The organism is Streptomyces sp. NBC_01320 (assembly GCF_035974375.1).
Classification (GTDB): Bacteria; Actinomycetota; Actinomycetes; order Streptomycetales; family Streptomycetaceae; genus Streptomyces; species Streptomyces yanii.
In genome coordinates, this window is sequence record NZ_CP108390.1 from 8,428,661 (window position 1) to 8,445,161 (window position 16,501).

Here is a 16,501-nt window from a genome sequence, read left to right on the forward strand (position 1 = left end):
ACAGCCATGGCTGAGGCTCAGAACATTCCGGCGGGGTCCACCACCACCGGGTCCATCGCGGTGGCCGCCGAGTCGACCGTCGCCACGCGCATGAGCGCGCCCCCGTCCTTCGACGTCGCGGACTTCCCGGTCCCGCACGGCCGCGAGGAGGAGTGGCGGTTCACGCCGCTGGAGCGGCTGCGCGGCCTGCACGACGGCACCGCCGTCGCGACCGGTGGGGCCGTCAAGGTCGAGGTCGACGTCCCCGAGGGCGTCACCGTCGAGACCGTCGGTCGCGACGACGTGCGGCTCGGCAGAGCGGGCACCCCGGTGGACCGCGTCGCCGCCCAGGCGTACTCGTCCTTCGAGAAGGCCTCGGTCATCACGGTCGCCAAGGAGGCCGTGCTCGCCGAGCCGATCCGGATCGCCGTGCACGGTGAGGGCGGTGTGGCCTACGCCCACCAGGTCATCGAGCTGGGAGCCTTCGCCGAGGCCGTGGTCGTCATCGACCACACCGGTGACGCGGTCGTCGCGGGCAACGTCGACTACGTCCTCGGTGACGGTGCGAAGCTGACCGTCGTCTCCGTCCAGGACTGGGACGACACCGCGGTCCACGTCGCTCAGCACAACGCGCTGATCGGCCGGGACGCCACCTTCAAGTCGATCGTCGTCACCTTCGGCGGCGACCTGGTCCGCCTCCACCCACGGGTCTCCTACGCGGGCACCGGCGGCGAGGCGGAGCTCTTCGGTCTGTACTTCACCGACAGGAGCCAGCACCAGGAGCACCGCCTCTTCGTCGACCACAACACCCCGCACTGCAAGTCCAACGCCGTCTACAAGGGCGCGCTCCAGGGCGACGGCGCGCACGCGGTGTGGATCGGTGACGTGCTCATCCAGGCCAAGGCCGAGGGCACCGACACCTACGAGATGAACCGCAACCTCGTCCTCACGGACGGCGCGCGGGTCGACTCGGTGCCGAACCTGGAGATCGAGACCGGCGAGATCGTCGGCGCCGGTCACGCCTCCGCGACCGGCCGCTTCGACGACGAGCAGCTCTTCTACCTGATGTCCCGCGGTATCCCGGCCGAGGATGCCCGCCGGCTCGTCGTGCGCGGCTTCTTCGCCGAACTGGTCCAGCAGATCGGTCTGCCGGACGTCGAGGCCCGTCTGCTCGACAAGATCGAGGCCGAGCTGAAGGCTTCCGTCTGATGGCCTTCGTCAAAGTCTGCGCGCTGAGCGAGCTGGAAGAGGACACCCCGAAGCGGGTGGAACTCGACGGAACGCCGGTCTCTCTCGTCCGTACCGAGGGCGAGGTGTTCGCGATCAACGACATCTGTTCGCACGCGAACGTCTCACTGTCCGAGGGAGAGGTCGAGGACTGCATGATCGAGTGCTGGCTGCACGGCTCCAGCTTCGACCTGCGCACCGGCAAGCCGTCCGGCCTTCCCGCGACGCGCCCCGTCCCCGTATACCCCGTCAAGATCGAAGGGGACGATGTGCTCGTCTCCGTCACCCAGGAGTCCTGAGTCACCCATGGCAACGCTTGAAATCCGCGACCTGCACGTCTCCGTCGAGGCCGACAACGCCACGAAGGAGATCCTCAAGGGCGTCGACCTGATCGTGAAGCAGGGCGAGACCCACGCCATCATGGGCCCCAACGGGTCCGGCAAGTCGACCCTCGCGTACTCGCTCGCAGGCCACCCCAAGTACACGATCACCAGCGGCACGGTGACCCTGGACGGCGAGGACGTCCTGGCGATGACCGTCGACGAGCGCGCCCGCGCCGGTCTCTTCCTGGCCATGCAGTACCCGGTCGAGGTCCCCGGTGTCTCGGTCTCCAACTTCCTGCGTACCTCCGCCACCGCCGTCCGCGGCGAGGCGCCCAAGCTGCGTACGTGGGTGAAGGAGGTCAAGGAGACGATGGCCGACCTCCACATGGACCCCGCGTTCGCCGAGCGCAACGTCAACGAGGGCTTCTCCGGCGGTGAGAAGAAGCGCCACGAGATCCTTCAGCTGGAGCTCCTCAAGCCGAAGGTCGCGATCCTCGACGAGACCGACTCCGGCCTGGACGTCGACGCCCTGCGCGTCGTCTCCGAGGGCGTCAACCGGGTTCGCGAGACCGGCGAGGTCGGCACGCTGCTGATCACGCACTACACGCGGATCCTCCGTTACATCAAGCCCGACTTCGTGCACGTCTTCGCCAACGGCCGTATTGCCGAGTCCGGCGGCGCCGAGCTCGCCGACAAGCTGGAGAACGAGGGCTACGAGGCATATGTGAAGGGTGGCGCTTCCGCGTGACACAGCTGCCGGGCCTCCTCGACACCGAGGCGATCCGCAAGGACTTCCCCCTGCTGGATCGTACGGTCCACGACGGGAAGAAGATCGTCTATCTGGACAGTGCGGCGACTTCGCAGAAGCCGCGCCAGGTCCTCGACGCGCTCAGCGAGTACTACGAGCGGCACAACGCCAACGTCCACCGCGGCGTGTACACGATCGCGGAGGAGGCCACGGCGCTGTACGAAGGCGCCCGTGACAAGGTCGCCGCCTTCATCAACGCGCCGAGCCGCAACGAGGTGATCTTCACCAAGAACGCCTCGGAGTCGCTCAACCTCGTGGCCAACATGCTCGGCTGGGCCGACGAGCCCTACCGGGTGGACCACGAGACCGAGATCGTCATCACGGAGATGGAGCACCACTCCAACATCGTGCCGTGGCAGCTGCTCGCGCAGCGCACCGGTGCGAAGCTGAAGTGGTTCGGCATCACCGACGACGGCCGCCTCGACCTGTCCAACATCGACGAGATCATCACGGAGAAGACGAAGATCGTCTCCTTCACGCTGGTCTCCAACATCATGGGCACGATCAACCCGGTCGAGAAGATCATCCGCCGCGCCCAGCAGGTCGGCGCGCTGGTCTGCATAGACGCCTCGCAGGCCGCCCCGCACATGGTGCTCGACGTGCAGGCACTGCAGGCCGACTTCGTGGCCTTCACCGGCCACAAGATGGTCGGCCCGACCGGCATCGGCGTGCTCTGGGGACGGCAGGAGCTCCTGGAGGACCTGCCGCCGTTCCTCGGTGGCGGCGAGATGATCGAGACCGTGTCGATGCACTCGTCGACATACGCCCCGGCGCCGCACAAGTTCGAGGCGGGTACGCCCCCGATCGCGCAGGCCGTCGGCCTCGGCGCGGCCGTGGACTACCTCTCGGCGATCGGCATGGACAAGATCTTCCAGCATGAGCACGCGATCACCGAGTACGCGGTGAAGCGCCTCCTGGAAGTCCCGGACCTGAGGATCATCGGCCCGTCCACCGCGGAGGACCGCGGCGCCACGATCTCCTTCACGCTCGGCGACATCCACCCGCACGACGTGGGCCAGGTCCTCGACGAGCAGGGCATCGCGGTCCGGGTCGGACACCACTGCGCACGGCCGGTCTGCCTGCGGTACGGAATTCCTGCGACGACGCGAGCGTCGTTCTATCTGTACTCCACGCCTGCCGAGGTCGACGCGCTGGTGGACGGTCTGGAGCACGTACGGAACTTCTTCGGCTGAGGGTTGACTGGTGAAGCTTGATTCGATGTACCAGGAAGTGATCCTGGACCACTACAAGCACCCCCACGGGCGCGGCCTGCGGGACGGCGACGCCGAGGTGCACCACGTCAACCCGACGTGCGGAGACGAGATCACGCTCCGGGTGAAGTACGACGGCGAGACCATCGCCGATGTGTCGTACGAGGGTCAGGGCTGTTCCATCAGTCAGGCCAGCGCCTCCGTGCTGAACGAGCTGCTGGTCGGCAAGGAGCTGGGCGAGGCTCAGAAGATCCAGGAGACCTTCCTGGAGCTGATGCAGTCGAAGGGTCAGCTCGAGCCGGACGACGCGATGGAGGAGGTGCTGGAGGACGCGGTCGCGTTCGCCGGTGTCTCGAAGTACCCGGCCCGGGTCAAGTGCGCGCTGCTGAGCTGGATGGCGTGGAAGGACGCGACGGCGAAGGCGCTGTCCGAAGGGAAGACGGCATGAGCGAGAACGAGACTCTTACCACCAAGCCGGCCTCCGAGGAGGAGGTCCGGGAGGCGCTGTACGACGTCGTCGACCCCGAGCTGGGCATCGACGTCGTCAACCTGGGCCTGATCTACGGCATCCACATCGACGACGCCAACATCGCCACCCTCGACATGACCCTGACGTCCGCGGCCTGCCCGCTGACCGATGTCATCGAGGACCAGGCGAAGTCCGCGACCGACGGCCTCGTCAACGAGCTGCGGATCAACTGGGTCTGGATGCCGCCGTGGGGCCCCGACAAGATCACGGACGACGGGCGCGAGCAGCTGCGCGCGCTCGGCTTCAACGTCTGATCCTCTGCGCTTCCGAACGGCCCCCGGCTCGAGCCGGGGGCCGTTCGGCGTTGTTCGTCCGCCGGTGGCGTGATGTGGGTCCGCCGTTGGTGCGGGAGTTGGAACCTGCGACTGAGCGGCGCGACCCGCGCTCACGGACCGAACTGCGGGGGCGCGGCGGCCGCTTCGGCGAGGACCGGGCCCAGGTTCTCGTTGCGCATCCGCCGGTCCACGTACAGCAGCCCGGTCACCAGCTGCGGGAACGTCGCCGAGACGAGCTGGCCGATCAGCTGGCCCAGCAGCATGGCCACCATGTAGCCGCTCACGGCGACGATGACGGCCGCGACGCTCGGGTCGGAGTCCAGGTTCGCCGTGCTGATCATGCCCGGGAACAGGCCGAGGAACGAGAACGGCATCTGGATGATGTAGCTCCCCACCGCCGCCATGATCAGCGCCAGCAGCGAGATGCCGAAGATCCGCCACCAGTCGCCGCGTACCAGCTGCGAGGAGCGGCGCAGCGCCGAGATCGGGCTCTGTCCCTCGAAGACGACGGCGGAGGGAGCCAGGGAGAACTTCACCCAGAGCCAGGCCGCCAGCGGGAACGTCGCCAGGGCGCCGAGGAAGCCGAGTGAGATCAGCGCAGCGGCGCCGGACCCGGCATCCAGGCCGACGGCCGCGACGATGGCGGACACCATGGCGACCATCATGAAGACGAATGGGATCAATGTGATCAGCCCGGTCAGGAGCACCGTGCCGATGACCGCCGGTACGCGGGCCCAGGCCCGGCGCCAGATGATGCCGAACGTGGTCCGCCGCCCCAGGACAGCGTCCTGCAGGACCGCCGGTACGGTCGCGTACATCATGGCGGTGCCGATCATGAGCGACACAAGGGCGACCAGCCAGACGGCGCCGAAGGCGATCACCAGCGGGGCGATGTCCTCCGTGGGCGCGCTCTCCTCGGCGGAGAGCGCGACGACCCGGTGCAGATGGTCGCTGACCGCGGAGTACGCGATCGCGACCGCGGCGCCGACCACGACGACGGCCCCGCCGTACACGGCCGCACCGATACCGAAGAGCTGCTTCCAGTAGCGGCCCATCGTGGAGAACGCGCCGCCGAGGATGTCCCCGAGGCTCAGCGGCGCGAGCGGTATCACCCCTGGCTTCGGCGGCGGCATCCACCCGCCCCATCCCGGTGGTCCGGGGGGTCCTCCGTACGGCGCTCCTCCGTACGGCGGGCCCCCGGGCCCGCCGCCCCACCCTGCGTCCTGCGCCACTGCTGCTCCGTTGTGTCGGGGTCCATGTGCTGGTCGGGACACGGTAGCGCTCCTGGTGGGGCAGCGGATCCCTTCTGCGCGCCCGGGTATGTGTACGAGCGTACGCAACGATGCGTACACTCGTACACATGGGATACGGACTGCTGGCCGCGGCCATTGCGGCGGAGGTGGCCGGGACGACGGCCATGAAGTACAGCGAGGGCTTCACCCGGCTCTGGCCCTCGCTCATCACCGTCGTCGGCTATCTGCTCGCCTTCTCGCTGCTCGCGCAGACCCTGAAGACGCTGTCCATGGGTACCGCCTATGCCATCTGGGCCGGGATCGGCACGGCGGCGGTCGCCGCCATAGGGGTCCTCTTCATGGGCGAGTCCGGGAACCTGGTCAAGGTGGCGGGCATCGCGCTGATCATTGCCGGTGTGGTCGTGCTCAACCTGGGCGGAGCGCACTGATGGTCCGCCGGTACGACCCCGAGCGGCGCGGCCGCATCATCGATGCGGCGATCCGGGTGGTCGGCACCAAGGGTATCGCGGGCCTCAGTCACCGTTCCGTCGCCGCCGAGGCGGATGTGCCGCTCGGCTCGACGACGTATCACTTCGCCTCGCTCGACGAGCTGCTGGTCGCCGCGCTGCGCCGCTCGAACGAGAATTTCTCCCGGGCCATGCGGGAGAGCGAGGCACTCCTCGCCCCGGACGCGGATCTCGCCGAGGCACTGGCCCGGCTGCTGGGGGAGTGGTTCTCCGGCGGGCGCGGGCGGCTGGAGCTGGAGTACGAGCTCTACCTGGCGGCGCTGCGCCGGCCCGTGCTGCAGCCGGTCGCCGCCGAGTGGACGGATGTCACCGCCGAGCTGCTGGCCGGGCGCACCGACCCGGCCACCGCGCGGGCACTGATCGCGCTGATGGACGGGATCTGTCTGCAGGTGCTGCTGACGGGCGGGACCTACGACGCGGCGTACGCGCGGGAGATGCTGGCCCGGATCATCGGCTGACCACGTAGGCCGCCCCGGCGCCGACAGGTTCGGCGACGGGCGGCCCCGGACGGGCGTCGCGCTGTCAGCGGCGGACCGCCGCCAAGGCCGCCTGCACGCTCGCCTCGATGTCCGTGATCGGATACAGCGCCTCGCGGACCGTCCGGTGCCGGTCCACCACCAGGGTCAGCCGCTTCAGCCGGCTGACTCCCGCCGCCCGGAACGTCGGCAGTCGCAGCGCCGCCGCCAGTTCCAGGTCCGCGTCGGACAGCAGCGGGAAGCGCAGCCCCTCCGCTTCCGCGAACGCCCGCTGCTCGTCGGGGCGTTGGGTGGACACTCCGTGCACCGTCGCCCCCGCCGCGGTGAACTCGGCCAACTGGTCGCGGTACGTGCAGGATTCGAGGGTGCAGCCGCTCGCGCCCGGGATCTCGGCCCAGCCCGGCGGGTAGGCGTCCCGGCGGGCGTACGCGCCGGGGAAGCAGTACAGGACGGTGTACGCGGTGTCGGCGACCGGGTCGCGCAACACCCCGTCGTAGTCGATGAGTTGCAGCTCCGGCAAGCGGGTGCCCACCAGGGCGTGCACCCGCGCCGCCTCCTTGGACGCCCCCGTGGCCGTCGCCATCGTCTCTCCGTCTCCCATCACCCAGGTGTCGCCCCAGTCCTGGAGCGCGATCAGTACCGGCAGCAGCGCGCGGCCGCGCGGGGTGAGCCGGTACTCGTACCGGACCGGGCGGTCCTGGTACGGATCCCGGGACAGCACGCCCGCGTCCACCAGCAGCCGCAGCCGCTCGGTGAGCACCTTGCGGGACATGCCCAGCTCGTGCTGGAGCGCGTCGAAGCGGTGCACCCCGCGCGCGGTGTCGCGCACGATCAGCAGGGTCCACCAGTCGCCGACGACATCGAGGGCCTGGGCGATCGCGCAGTCGGCGTCGGACAGGCTGGTGCGCTGCGGCATGACTTCGTCTTCTTCCGTTCTTGCTCGTGCCGAGGCCGCCCCTTACCGGATTGACCCGCGGAAAGCATGCTGCCATAGTCCGTTCCCAAAAGGAACTCGCTGGGGAGGGTGCTGCGGATGAGGATCTTCGGGATGGTGCGGGACGTACCACGGACGGTACGGCTGCTGGCCTTGGGAGGCTTCCTCAACGGCGTCGTCAGCTTCACCTTCGTCTATCTCTTCGTCTATCTGACCGGACCGCGCGGACTCACCGTGCCGCAGGCCGGAGTGATCGCGGGCATCGGCGGCATCGGCCTGGTCGCCGGCAACTTCACCGGCGGCTGGTTCGGCGACCACTACGGTCACCGCCGGATGCTCCTGACGGGCGCACTGGTGAGCGGCGCGGCGCTCGTCACCCTGCCGGTCCTGCCGGTCGCGGCGATGTACGGGGTGCTGCCGCTCGCGCAGTACGCGGCAGGCGTCGTACGTGCCGCCAACGCGGCCCTCGTCGCCGTCTCCGTCCCCGAGGGCGGCAGGCGCCAGAGCTTCGCCCTGATGCGCGCCGGGAGCAACGCCGCCTTCGCCGTCGGCCCACCGCTCGGCGCACTGATCGCCGCCCACTTCTCGTACGGCCCGCTGTTCGTCGCCGACGGCCTCGGGACGCTGCTCTTCGCCGCGTACGCATCGAAGGTGCTCCCGGCTCGCGGCACCGTACACACCCGGCCGGCGCACGACCCCGGCGCACCGGGGCTCTGGCGGGAGCTGCGGGTCAGACCCGCGGTGCCGGTGCTGCTCGCCGCGATCCTCTGTGTCGACTTCGTCTACCGGCAGCAGTACTCCACCCTGCCCGTGTTCCTCGCCGATCACGGCCACAGTGCCCAGTTCTACGGGTGGCTGCTCGCCATCAACGGCGGCGTCATCCTCTGCCTCGAACTCCCGGTGGCGCACGCGCTGCGCCGACGGGCTCCGCTGAGCATCGTGGGTACCGGGCTGCTGCTGGTGGGGCTGGGATTCGCGGCACTGATCCCGGGGGCCGGCGTGCTGTTCGCCGTCACCATGATGGTGTCGCTGACCGCGGGCGAGATCCTGTACAAGTCCACCGCCACGGCGTACGTCGCCGACCAGGCACCCGGCCATGTGCAGGGCCGCTTCCAGAGTCTGTACGCGGGGGCGTCCATCAGCGGCCAGGTGCTGGCCCCACCGCTCGGCGGCGCGCTCTACACGGCCGCGCCCGAGCTGCTCTGGCCGGTGTGCGCGGTGCTGGCCGGCTGTGCGGGGGTGGCGGTGCTGGCGGCGCGGCGGCTGCGGGGGTCGGTGCGCGTGGTGGCCCCGGCGCGGACCCCGGTGCCCGAGCGGCAGGCGCAGCCCGGCTGACCGCGCGGTCGGGGTGGGTGGGGCCCCGCCGCGACCATCCGGCGAGACCGGTTGGCTCCGGCGGGGCCCCGCCGGTTAGGTTTCGTGTCATGACCGACACGACTTCCCGCACCACCGGCGCCGTCGCCGCCGGCCTCGCCACCATCGCCGGCGACGGTTCCGTTCTCGACACCTGGTTCCCCGCACCCGAGCTCTCCGCCGAGCCCGGTCCGGCCGGAACCGAGCGGCTCACCCCCGACCAGGCCGTGAACCTCCTCGGCGAGGGCGCGGCCAAGGCCGTCGGCGTGGACGCCCGCCGCGGCGTCGAGGTCGTCGCCGTGCGCACGGTCATCGCCTCGCTCGACGACAAGCCGCTCGACGCCCACGACGCGTACTTGCGCCTGCACCTCCTCTCGCACCGTCTCGTCCAGCCGCACGGCCAGAACCTGGACGGCGTCTTCGGCCTCCTGACCAACGTCGCCTGGACGTCGCTCGGTCCGGTCGCCGTCGACGACCTGGAGAAGGTGCGGCTGAACGCCCGCGCCGACGGCCTGCACCTCCAGGTCACCTCGGTCGACAAGTTCCCCCGGATGACGGACTACGTCGCCCCGAAGGGCGTCCGGATCGCCGACGCCGACCGGGTCAGGCTCGGCGCGCACCTCGCCGCCGGTACGACGGTCATGCACGAGGGCTTCGTCAACTTCAACGCCGGCACGCTCGGCACGTCGATGATCGAGGGCCGCATCTCCGCGGGCGTCGTCGTCGGCAACGGCTCCGACATCGGTGGCGGTGCCTCGACGATGGGCACCCTCTCCGGCGGCGGCAAGGAGCGCATCGTCATCGGTGAGCGCTGCCTGATCGGTGCCGAGGCGGGCGTCGGGATCGCGCTCGGCGACGAGTGCGTCGTCGAAGCGGGGCTGTACGTCACCGCGGGTACGCGCATCACCCTGCCGGACGGCCAGATCGTCAAGGCGCGGGAGCTCTCCGGCGCCTCGAACATCCTCTTCCGCCGCAACTCGGTCACCGGCGCCGTCGAGGCCCGCCCGAACAACGCGGTGTGGGACGGCCTCAACGACGTCCTGCACAGCCACAACTAGTGCCCCTCCCGGCAAGCTCTGCCCCGTCAAACATTGCCGGTCACGGCACTAACGCGTAGCGGCGAGGAGTTCCTCGTACGCCTTCCGCAGCCCGTCGGCCGCCTCGCGCCCGGCGGGCTGCAGCGGTTCCCGGACCGGTCCGGCGCCGAGCAACGCCTTGGCCGTCACGGTGCCGGGCAGCCCGGACGACATCATCAACTCGGCCAGCGGAATGGTCAGCCGGTTGAGCCGGGCCGCCTCGGCGGTGTCCCCGGCGTCGAAAGCGTCCAGGACCGCCCGCAGCTGCCGGGGCGCCACATTGGCGACCGTACTCACATAGCCCGCCGCGCCCACCGAGTACAGCGGCAGGTTGAGCTCCTCGCAGCCCGAGTAGTACGCGAGCGAGCCGGCCCCGATCACCTTTGCCGAGCCGAGCAGGTCGTACGCGCAGTCCTTCACCGCCACGATGCGCGGATGGTCCGCGAGCCGCAGCAGGGTCTCCGGCTCGATGCGGGTGCCGGTGCGGCCGGGGATGTCGTACAGCATCAGCGGAACGCCGGTCGCGTCGGCGACGCGCCGGAAGTGTGCCTCGACGGCGGGCTGCGGCGGTCTGCTGTAGTAGGGCGTCACGACCAACAGGCCGTCCGCGCCTGCCCGTTCGGCCTGCCGGGCCAGCTCGACGGTGTGCCGGGTGTCCGCACTGCCGACCCCGGCGACCAGCGGCACACCGGCGCCGACCGCCGCACGGACCGCGCGCAGCAGCGCGGTTTTCTCGACGTCTGTGGTGGTCGGGGATTCGCCGGTGGTGCCGCTGAGCACCAGGCCGTCGCAGCCGTCGGCGACGAGACCGGCGGCGTGGGTCCCGGCGGCGTCCAGGTCCAGCTCGCCGTCGGCGGTGAAGGGCGTGATCATGGCGCAGAGGGCGCGTCCGAACGGGGCTGCGGGGGTTGCAGGGGCTTCAGGGACTGTCATGTCCGAAGTGTCCGTCGCCCCGACCGTGAAGGTCTACTTAGTTCTGCTTGAGGTGATGGAGAAGAAATGCTCAACCATTGGCGTGGGCCCGGGAGCGCGGTCTGGCATGATCGAACGCCTATGCGGCAGGCCGATGCGGGGCGGGTGCACGAGTATGCGAGGACCGGCGGGCACGAGGACGGGCACCGGAGCGCGGAGAGAGGTGATGGCCGCCTGCCTCACCGGGGCGCTGGCTCTGACGCTGTCGGGATGCGCCGGATTTCTCGTTCCGGCGGGCGAGGGCGAGCCGGAGTCGACTTCGAGCACCTCGTACACGCCGGATGTGCACGCGGACAAGCTGGATCCGTCCGACCTGGCCGTCGCCCCGTCCGCCGACCTGCCGCCCGCAGGGGACGGCCCCACACCCACCCCGAGCGCCGTCGTCACCGGCGACTGCCCGTCCTCCGGCGTCGTCGTGGACATGGGTGAGGTGCAAGCGGCGCTGGGCCACCGGGCCGTGTCGCTCACCCTCACCAACTGTGGCAGCAAGCCGTTCCGGGTGGACGGCTACCCGTCCGTGCGGGCCCTCGACGACGACGGCGATCCGCTGCCGGTTCCGGTGAACCCCGGCTCTTCGTACATGGGGACCGACCGCGGGCCGAAGGAGGTCATGCTGAAGCCGGGGAAGACGCTGAACGCGCTGCTCGCATGGGTGTCCACCCCGACCGGCGGCGACCTCATCGAGGGCGACGCGCTGGAGATCGCACCCGCCCCGGGGCTGGAGGCGCGCACGTTCCCGCTGGAGGGGAGTGACGTACGGCTGCTCGACGAGCTGAACATGACCGCCTGGCGCGCCGTTTCGCCCCAGTAGTGCCCCGGGCGGGGATCAGAGGGCGAGCTTGAAGCCTTCGTGGCTGCGGGCGAAGCCCAGCGACTCGTAGAACCGGTGCGCGTCCGTGCGCCGCTTGCTGCTGGTCAGCTGCACCAGCCCGCACCCCCGCAGCCGGGCCCGGTCGACGGCCTGCTTCATCAGCTCCCGACCCAGTCCGCCGCCCCGCCGGTCCGCCCTGATCCTCACCGCCTCGATCAGCGCCCTCTCCTCGCCGTGCTTGCCGAGCCCCGGTATGTACGTCACCTGCAGGCAGCCCAGCACGGTGTCGCCGTCCATCAGCACCAGCATCTCGTTGCGCGGGTCGCTCTCGATGGCGGCGAAGGCGTTCTCGTACGCCTCGTCGACCACGACCGAGGCCGGGTCGACGACCTGCTCCTCGTCGGCGAGGAGCGCGAGGACGGCGGGCAGGTCGGGGCGGGTGGCGACGCGAAGGATCACGACCCGGAGTCTGGCACGGGCGCCGGGGAGGTCAGTGGCCGGATACCGGTGCGGCCGCGTGACCGAGCGGCACGGTGTGTGCGACCCCGGACGTGCCGCTCGGCGGGCGCGGCGGGAACGGCGTGGGCTCGCGGAGACGACGACGGTCGGCCCGGCGTGCTCGACGGCGTGGTGCCTCTCCCTGCCGCCGCCGGAGAGCGGGTCCCGCCGAACGCGTCGACCGGCGCGGCCGGTTCGTCGTGCCGGCACCGTCACCTGCCGCGTCCCGGTGGCGCAACCGCCGGCATCGCCCGCATCGGCATGGGTCTGGTCGGGGCCGACACCCGGGACGTCGGGAACCGCCCGCCGCCGGGTCGCCCGCCGACGTGTAGCGGGACGGCGCCGAGCGGTCCGGGACGGTGACCGGAGCGGGCGCGGAGACAGAGGTCCACGCGCATCAATCCCTTGACTGTGTACGGAAGTTGTCAGGGTTCCCCAGGTGGCCGTTCGCCGTCCTTTGCGTGAACCAGGCGGCATCGGGCGAAAAGCGTCTACGCTTGGGCGGCCTGAGTCCGACCGGCACATGAGGGACGGGAGAAGATGCGTGCCCAAGCCCCGTGATCCCGCCCGCGTCGCCGGCCGGACTGAAACCCGTACGCCCGAGGAGAACCACCTGATGTCCGCAGAGCGCCCCACCCTGCCGCCGGTACGGCTGCACACCGAGGCGGAGCTGGCACGGGACGCGCTCGTCGCGCCGCTGCTCGCCCGCGCAGTCCGGCTCGCCCGTTGGGCGGGGCCGGAGACCCGGGTCGGCGCCGGTGGCGAGCTCGTCGAAGCACAGCTGCCCGCGGCGGCCGAGCACCTCGGGCTGGCGGCGGACGAGGACGGCGCGGCCGACGCCAGTGAGGCGTGGCGGCTCGCGGTCGACACCGGGCTCCTCGACGTCCATGACCCGGAGGGCGACGCGGAGGGGGACGACGCGGAGGGGACCGTTTCCGCGGGCGAGAACCTGGGGCTGCTGACCGGCGGCTCCCCGCAGGACGTCCTCGCGATCTGGCTCGACGGCCTGGAGGCCGTGCACGCCGATGCCACCGCGCCCTTCTTCGACGACCTCACCGACCTCGTCGGCGAGGACGGCTCGATCGACTTCGACGCCCTGGACTGGGACCCGGAGGTGGAAGCCGAATTCCTCGACGGCGTGCTCGGCAACCTGTACCTGCTCACGGTCGGCGACGGCAGCGACAGCGAGGCACCCGTCCCGCTGCCCGCGCTCGCCGCGTCGATGATCGTGCCCGACGACATGGACGAGCCCACCGACGACATCCTGGAGCAGGTGTCGGAGACGATGATGCGCCTCGACGACCAGTTCCGGCTCCTCGAGCCGATCGGGCTCGTCGCCTACCAACCGGTGGACGAGGCGTTGCTCGTCGAGGAGGCCGACCGGGCGCAGCCGCCCGCCGACGACGAGGACATCAGCCGGTACGGCTTGGTGAAGCTGACCCCCCTCGGTCTGTACGGCATCCGGGCCCGGATGCTGGAGGCCGGTGTCGACGCCCCCGCGATCGGCGATCTCGCCGACAAGGGCGCCGACGTGCTGCTCGGCGGCGTCGCGTACTACCCGGAGCCGGCGGCCCGCAGCGAGGTCGAGCAGTGGCTCGCCCGCCGCGGGGCGGACGGCGCCGCGGCCGAACTGCTGGACGCGGCACGCGGCGCGGACCAGCAGGCCCCGCTCCGTCGGCTGCACTGCCAGCAGGCGCTCGCCCTGGTCGGCGCGGAGGCGGAGCCCGCGGTCCGCGCGGTGCTCGACGACCCGGAGCTGGGCGGCCTCGCCCGGGTCTGGCTCGCGGAGCGCGGTGCGGCGGACGTGCCTCCGCCGCCGGAGTCGATGATCTTCTGGCTCGCCATCGACACGATTGCCGCGCAGCTGGAAGCGGACGGCGACCTGGACGAGCTCCAAGGGCTGGTCGAAGGGCTGTCCGGCCAGCACAGCGGCTTCTTCGACCAGGCGTGGCGGGTGGAACACCCGGCAACGGCGGACGTCCTGGAGGCGATGGGGCGGCTGCACGGCGATAAGAAGAAGGCGAAGGACGCCCGCAAGGCGGCATTCAAGGCACGGTCGCGGTCGGGCGGCTGAGAGCCTGTCGGGTGACCTTCGATCGGATAGCGGACGCGGTCTGGTGCGTGCGATTCCAAGGCGGCGGGATGTCCTCGGATGGGGTCTCCCCTGCTCGAGCGAAGCTGAGAGCTCGGGGAAGGAGCTACTAGGATATTTCGGCAACGCGGGAAGCGTGCGTGCCAGGGCGTGGCCGCCCGATCAGAGGTCACCCGACAGGCTCTGAGGCGGGGCACGGCGGCCGGGGCGGGCAGCTGAGGGAATGTCGTCGGCAGCGACTCTGTGAAGGTTCACAGGAAGCGTGCCGTTCGACGTCGCCGTCAGTTCAACTTCCGTTAGCACAGGGGCGGGAGTGTGAGCCCGCAACCAACCCGCCCCAGTTGCTCCAGGAGTACGTGATGCCCTTCACGCGCAGGGAATTCACCAAGCAGTCCGCCCTCACCGGCGCCGGAATCGCCCTGACGGGTACCGTCGCCGCCCTGGCCACCGCCCCCGGCGCCCTTGCCGCCGAGGATTCCCGGCAGGGCCACGACGACGAATCCGGTCACGGTCACAGCGACGAGCCCGGCTACGGGCCGCTGGTCCCCGACCCGCAGGGCATACTCGCGCTTCCCGCCGGATTCTCGTACCGCATCATCACGCACAGCGGTGTCACCAAGCTGGATTCCGGCGAGTACACCCCCTCCAACCACGACGGCACGGCCACCTTCGAGGGCCCGCGCGGCGTCACCCTGCTGGTCAACAACCACGAGCTGAGCGGCACCCGGGCCGGCTGGGAGCACCCGGTCCCGCTCGCCGAGGGACTCGTCTACGACCCGATCGCCGCCGGTGGCTGCACCGTCGTCGAGACCCGCCGTGACGGCCAAACGGCCGAGTGGGTCGGCATCGCCGGCACGTCCACCAACTGCGCCGGTGGTGCATCCCCGTGGGGCACCTGGCTCACCTGCGAGGAGACCGAGGACAAGGCCGGCAAGAACGGTCTGCTCAAGGACCACGGCTACGTCTTCGAGGTCGACCCGTACGACAAGCGCGCCAACCGCGACCCGCGTCCCATCAAGGCGTTCGGCCGGTACGCCCATGAGGCCGTCGTCATCGACCCCAAGAGCGGCCACGCCTACCTGACCGAGGACGCGGCCGGTCCCAACGGACTGCTCTACCGCTGGGTTCCGCCGCACGGCTTCAAGCACGGCCGCGGCAAGCTGCGCACGCTCGCCGACGACGCCGGTGTCCTCCAGGCCACCAAGTGCTTCGACAGCAGCGGTCAGTTCGTCGACGACCTGTCCCGCGCCACGAAGATCGGCACCGTGTACGGCGTGGACTGGGTCGACGTCGTCGACCGTGACGCCAAGACCGTCTCCGTGCGCAAGCAGTTCGGCAACCAGGACGTCACCCGTGCCCGCAAGCTCGAAGGCATGTGGTGGGGCGACGGCGGCGCGTACATCGTCTCCTCGTTCGCCCGCGCGGAGAGCCCCGTCCAGCACGACGGCCAGGTCTGGTTCTACGACCCGAAGCGCCGCACGCTGACGCTGAAGGTGCTCCTCGGGGTGAACGCCGACCCGTCGAAGGACGGCGCGTTCGACGGCCCGGACAACATCACCGTCTCGCCGTACGGCGGTCTGGTGATCGCCGAGGACGGCGAGGGCATCCAGCACCTCTTCGGGGCGACCGAGAGCGGCCGTACGTACCCGATCGCGCGCAACGAGCTGAACGCGGGCACGGCTGAGAAGCCGGAGTACAGCGAGTTCACCGGGGTCACCTTCTCGCCGGACGGGAAGACGCTGTTCGCCAACATCCAGACGCCCGGCATCATGCTCGCCATCACGGGCCCGTGGAAGCGCCAGCCGAACCGGTACTGACGCCGCACGGACTGCTCCCGGGGCTCCGATGAAAAGCCTTGGTGCGTCCGGAGGTTGATCCTCTAGGGTGCTGTCCGTGTCCAGGTGCGAAGGCAGGACCTACTTCCAAGGGGGAGATCGCGGGTTCGAGTCCCGCCGCCGGTCTTCCGACCGGTGTGGTTCAGGGGTGGAACGCCCTCGTCGGTTCCGCCGACTCTGATCTCTGGGCACAGACAACTTCACGAACTGCATGCACCTCCCGGTGCGCGGGCTGCGGCTACTTCTTCGAAACAAGTTCCGCCGTCGCCGACTCTGATCTCGGGAGGCGCAGCGCCGGCGGTGCCCGGTGCGCAGGCGACGGCTACTTCATGTGAACTGACGG

Annotated in this window: 17 protein-coding genes; 13 read left to right on the forward strand and 4 right to left on the reverse strand. The window is 70.4% G+C overall.

Translation table 11 applies throughout. The features are described 5' to 3' along the window. The first annotated feature begins 6 nt into the window (after positions 1 to 6). Genes sufD through OG395_RS38345 form a run of 6 tightly spaced genes read left to right on the forward strand, consistent with a single transcriptional unit; the run spans position 7 to position 4,331 of the window. A complete protein-coding gene (gene sufD, locus OG395_RS38320; protein WP_327247027.1) occupies positions 7 to 1,188 on the forward strand; it encodes a Fe-S cluster assembly protein SufD in 1,182 nt (393 codons plus the stop codon). Beyond that, entirely contained in the window at positions 1,188 to 1,505 is a 318-nt protein-coding gene (locus tag OG395_RS38325; RefSeq protein WP_030919832.1) for a bifunctional 3-phenylpropionate/cinnamic acid dioxygenase ferredoxin subunit, read from the forward strand. The genes sufD and OG395_RS38325 overlap by 1 nt, the downstream gene beginning before the upstream one ends. Before the next feature lie 7 nt (positions 1,506 to 1,512). After that, positions 1,513 to 2,277: a Fe-S cluster assembly ATPase SufC gene (sufC, locus tag OG395_RS38330; protein ID WP_327247028.1), complete on the forward strand. Its 765-nt coding sequence runs from the start codon at positions 1,513 to 1,515 to the stop codon at positions 2,275 to 2,277. Beyond that, positions 2,274 to 3,530, forward strand: a complete 1,257-nt coding sequence (locus OG395_RS38335) for a cysteine desulfurase (protein WP_327247029.1) — start codon at positions 2,274 to 2,276, stop codon at positions 3,528 to 3,530. The genes sufC and OG395_RS38335 overlap by 4 nt, the downstream gene beginning before the upstream one ends. Positions 3,531 to 3,540: 10 nt before the next feature. Continuing rightward, on the forward strand, positions 3,541 to 3,996 hold the full coding sequence (gene sufU / locus OG395_RS38340) for a Fe-S cluster assembly sulfur transfer protein SufU (protein ID WP_323135909.1): 456 nt from the start codon (positions 3,541 to 3,543) through the stop codon (positions 3,994 to 3,996). After that, positions 3,993 to 4,331, forward strand: coding sequence for a metal-sulfur cluster assembly factor (locus OG395_RS38345; protein ID WP_266986967.1), 339 nt, complete (start codon positions 3,993 to 3,995; stop codon positions 4,329 to 4,331). Before sufU ends, OG395_RS38345 begins: the two co-directional genes overlap by 4 nt. Positions 4,332 to 4,462: 131 nt before the next feature. Here OG395_RS38345 and OG395_RS38350 read toward each other — a convergent pair whose 3' ends face one another. Then, positions 4,463 to 5,485 (reverse strand): DUF7847 domain-containing protein, encoded by a 1,023-nt coding sequence (locus OG395_RS38350; protein WP_327247030.1) that lies wholly within the window; start codon positions 5,483 to 5,485, stop codon positions 4,463 to 4,465. 227 nt (positions 5,486 to 5,712) lie between these two features. On the opposite strand from OG395_RS38350, the gene OG395_RS38355 reads away from it, so the two are divergent. Together OG395_RS38355 and OG395_RS38360 are read left to right on the forward strand one after the other, a co-directional pair. Then, positions 5,713 to 6,033 (forward strand): DMT family transporter, encoded by a 321-nt coding sequence (locus OG395_RS38355; RefSeq protein ID WP_266986973.1) that lies wholly within the window; start codon positions 5,713 to 5,715, stop codon positions 6,031 to 6,033. Continuing rightward, positions 6,033 to 6,569, forward strand: coding sequence for a TetR/AcrR family transcriptional regulator (locus OG395_RS38360; protein WP_266986975.1), 537 nt, complete (start codon positions 6,033 to 6,035; stop codon positions 6,567 to 6,569). Before OG395_RS38355 ends, OG395_RS38360 begins: the two co-directional genes overlap by 1 nt. A 64-nt stretch (positions 6,570 to 6,633) precedes the next feature. Here OG395_RS38360 and OG395_RS38365 read toward each other — a convergent pair whose 3' ends face one another. After that, positions 6,634 to 7,503 carry a winged helix-turn-helix transcriptional regulator gene (locus OG395_RS38365; protein ID WP_327247031.1) on the reverse strand — a complete coding sequence of 290 codons (870 nt, stop codon included), beginning with the start codon at positions 7,501 to 7,503 and terminating at the stop codon, positions 6,634 to 6,636. Positions 7,504 to 7,620: 117 nt separating this feature from the next. Between OG395_RS38365 and OG395_RS38370 the strand changes: the two genes are divergently transcribed. Together OG395_RS38370 and dapD are read left to right on the forward strand one after the other, a co-directional pair. After that, positions 7,621 to 8,856 (forward strand): MFS transporter, encoded by a 1,236-nt coding sequence (locus OG395_RS38370; protein WP_327247032.1) that lies wholly within the window; start codon positions 7,621 to 7,623, stop codon positions 8,854 to 8,856. Between the two features lie 89 nt (positions 8,857 to 8,945). Further along, on the forward strand, positions 8,946 to 9,932 hold the full coding sequence (gene dapD / locus OG395_RS38375) for a 2,3,4,5-tetrahydropyridine-2,6-dicarboxylate N-succinyltransferase (protein ID WP_327247033.1): 987 nt from the start codon (positions 8,946 to 8,948) through the stop codon (positions 9,930 to 9,932). A gap of 48 nt (positions 9,933 to 9,980) precedes the next feature. Here the strand turns inward: dapD and dapA are convergent, their stop codons facing one another. Continuing rightward, positions 9,981 to 10,883 carry a 4-hydroxy-tetrahydrodipicolinate synthase gene (gene dapA, locus OG395_RS38380; RefSeq protein WP_327247034.1) on the reverse strand — a complete coding sequence of 301 codons (903 nt, stop codon included), beginning with the start codon at positions 10,881 to 10,883 and terminating at the stop codon, positions 9,981 to 9,983. Positions 10,884 to 11,088: 205 nt separating this feature from the next. Here dapA and OG395_RS38385 point away from each other — a divergent pair, with 205 nt between their 5' ends. Next, complete coding sequence (locus OG395_RS38385; protein WP_327247035.1) at positions 11,089 to 11,733, forward strand: DUF4232 domain-containing protein; 645 nt, start codon at positions 11,089 to 11,091, stop codon at positions 11,731 to 11,733. Between the two features lie 15 nt (positions 11,734 to 11,748). Here OG395_RS38385 and OG395_RS38390 read toward each other — a convergent pair whose 3' ends face one another. Next, complete coding sequence (locus OG395_RS38390) at positions 11,749 to 12,192, reverse strand: GNAT family N-acetyltransferase (protein WP_327247036.1); 444 nt, start codon at positions 12,190 to 12,192, stop codon at positions 11,749 to 11,751. 655 nt (positions 12,193 to 12,847) lie between these two features. Between OG395_RS38390 and OG395_RS38395 the strand changes: the two genes are divergently transcribed. Then, entirely contained in the window at positions 12,848 to 14,305 is a 1,458-nt protein-coding gene (locus OG395_RS38395) for a hypothetical protein (protein ID WP_327249587.1), read from the forward strand. A 377-nt stretch (positions 14,306 to 14,682) separates the two neighbouring features. Further along, positions 14,683 to 16,140, forward strand: a complete 1,458-nt coding sequence (locus OG395_RS38400) for an alkaline phosphatase PhoX (protein WP_327247037.1) — start codon at positions 14,683 to 14,685, stop codon at positions 16,138 to 16,140. Positions 16,141 to 16,501 lie beyond the last annotated feature (361 nt).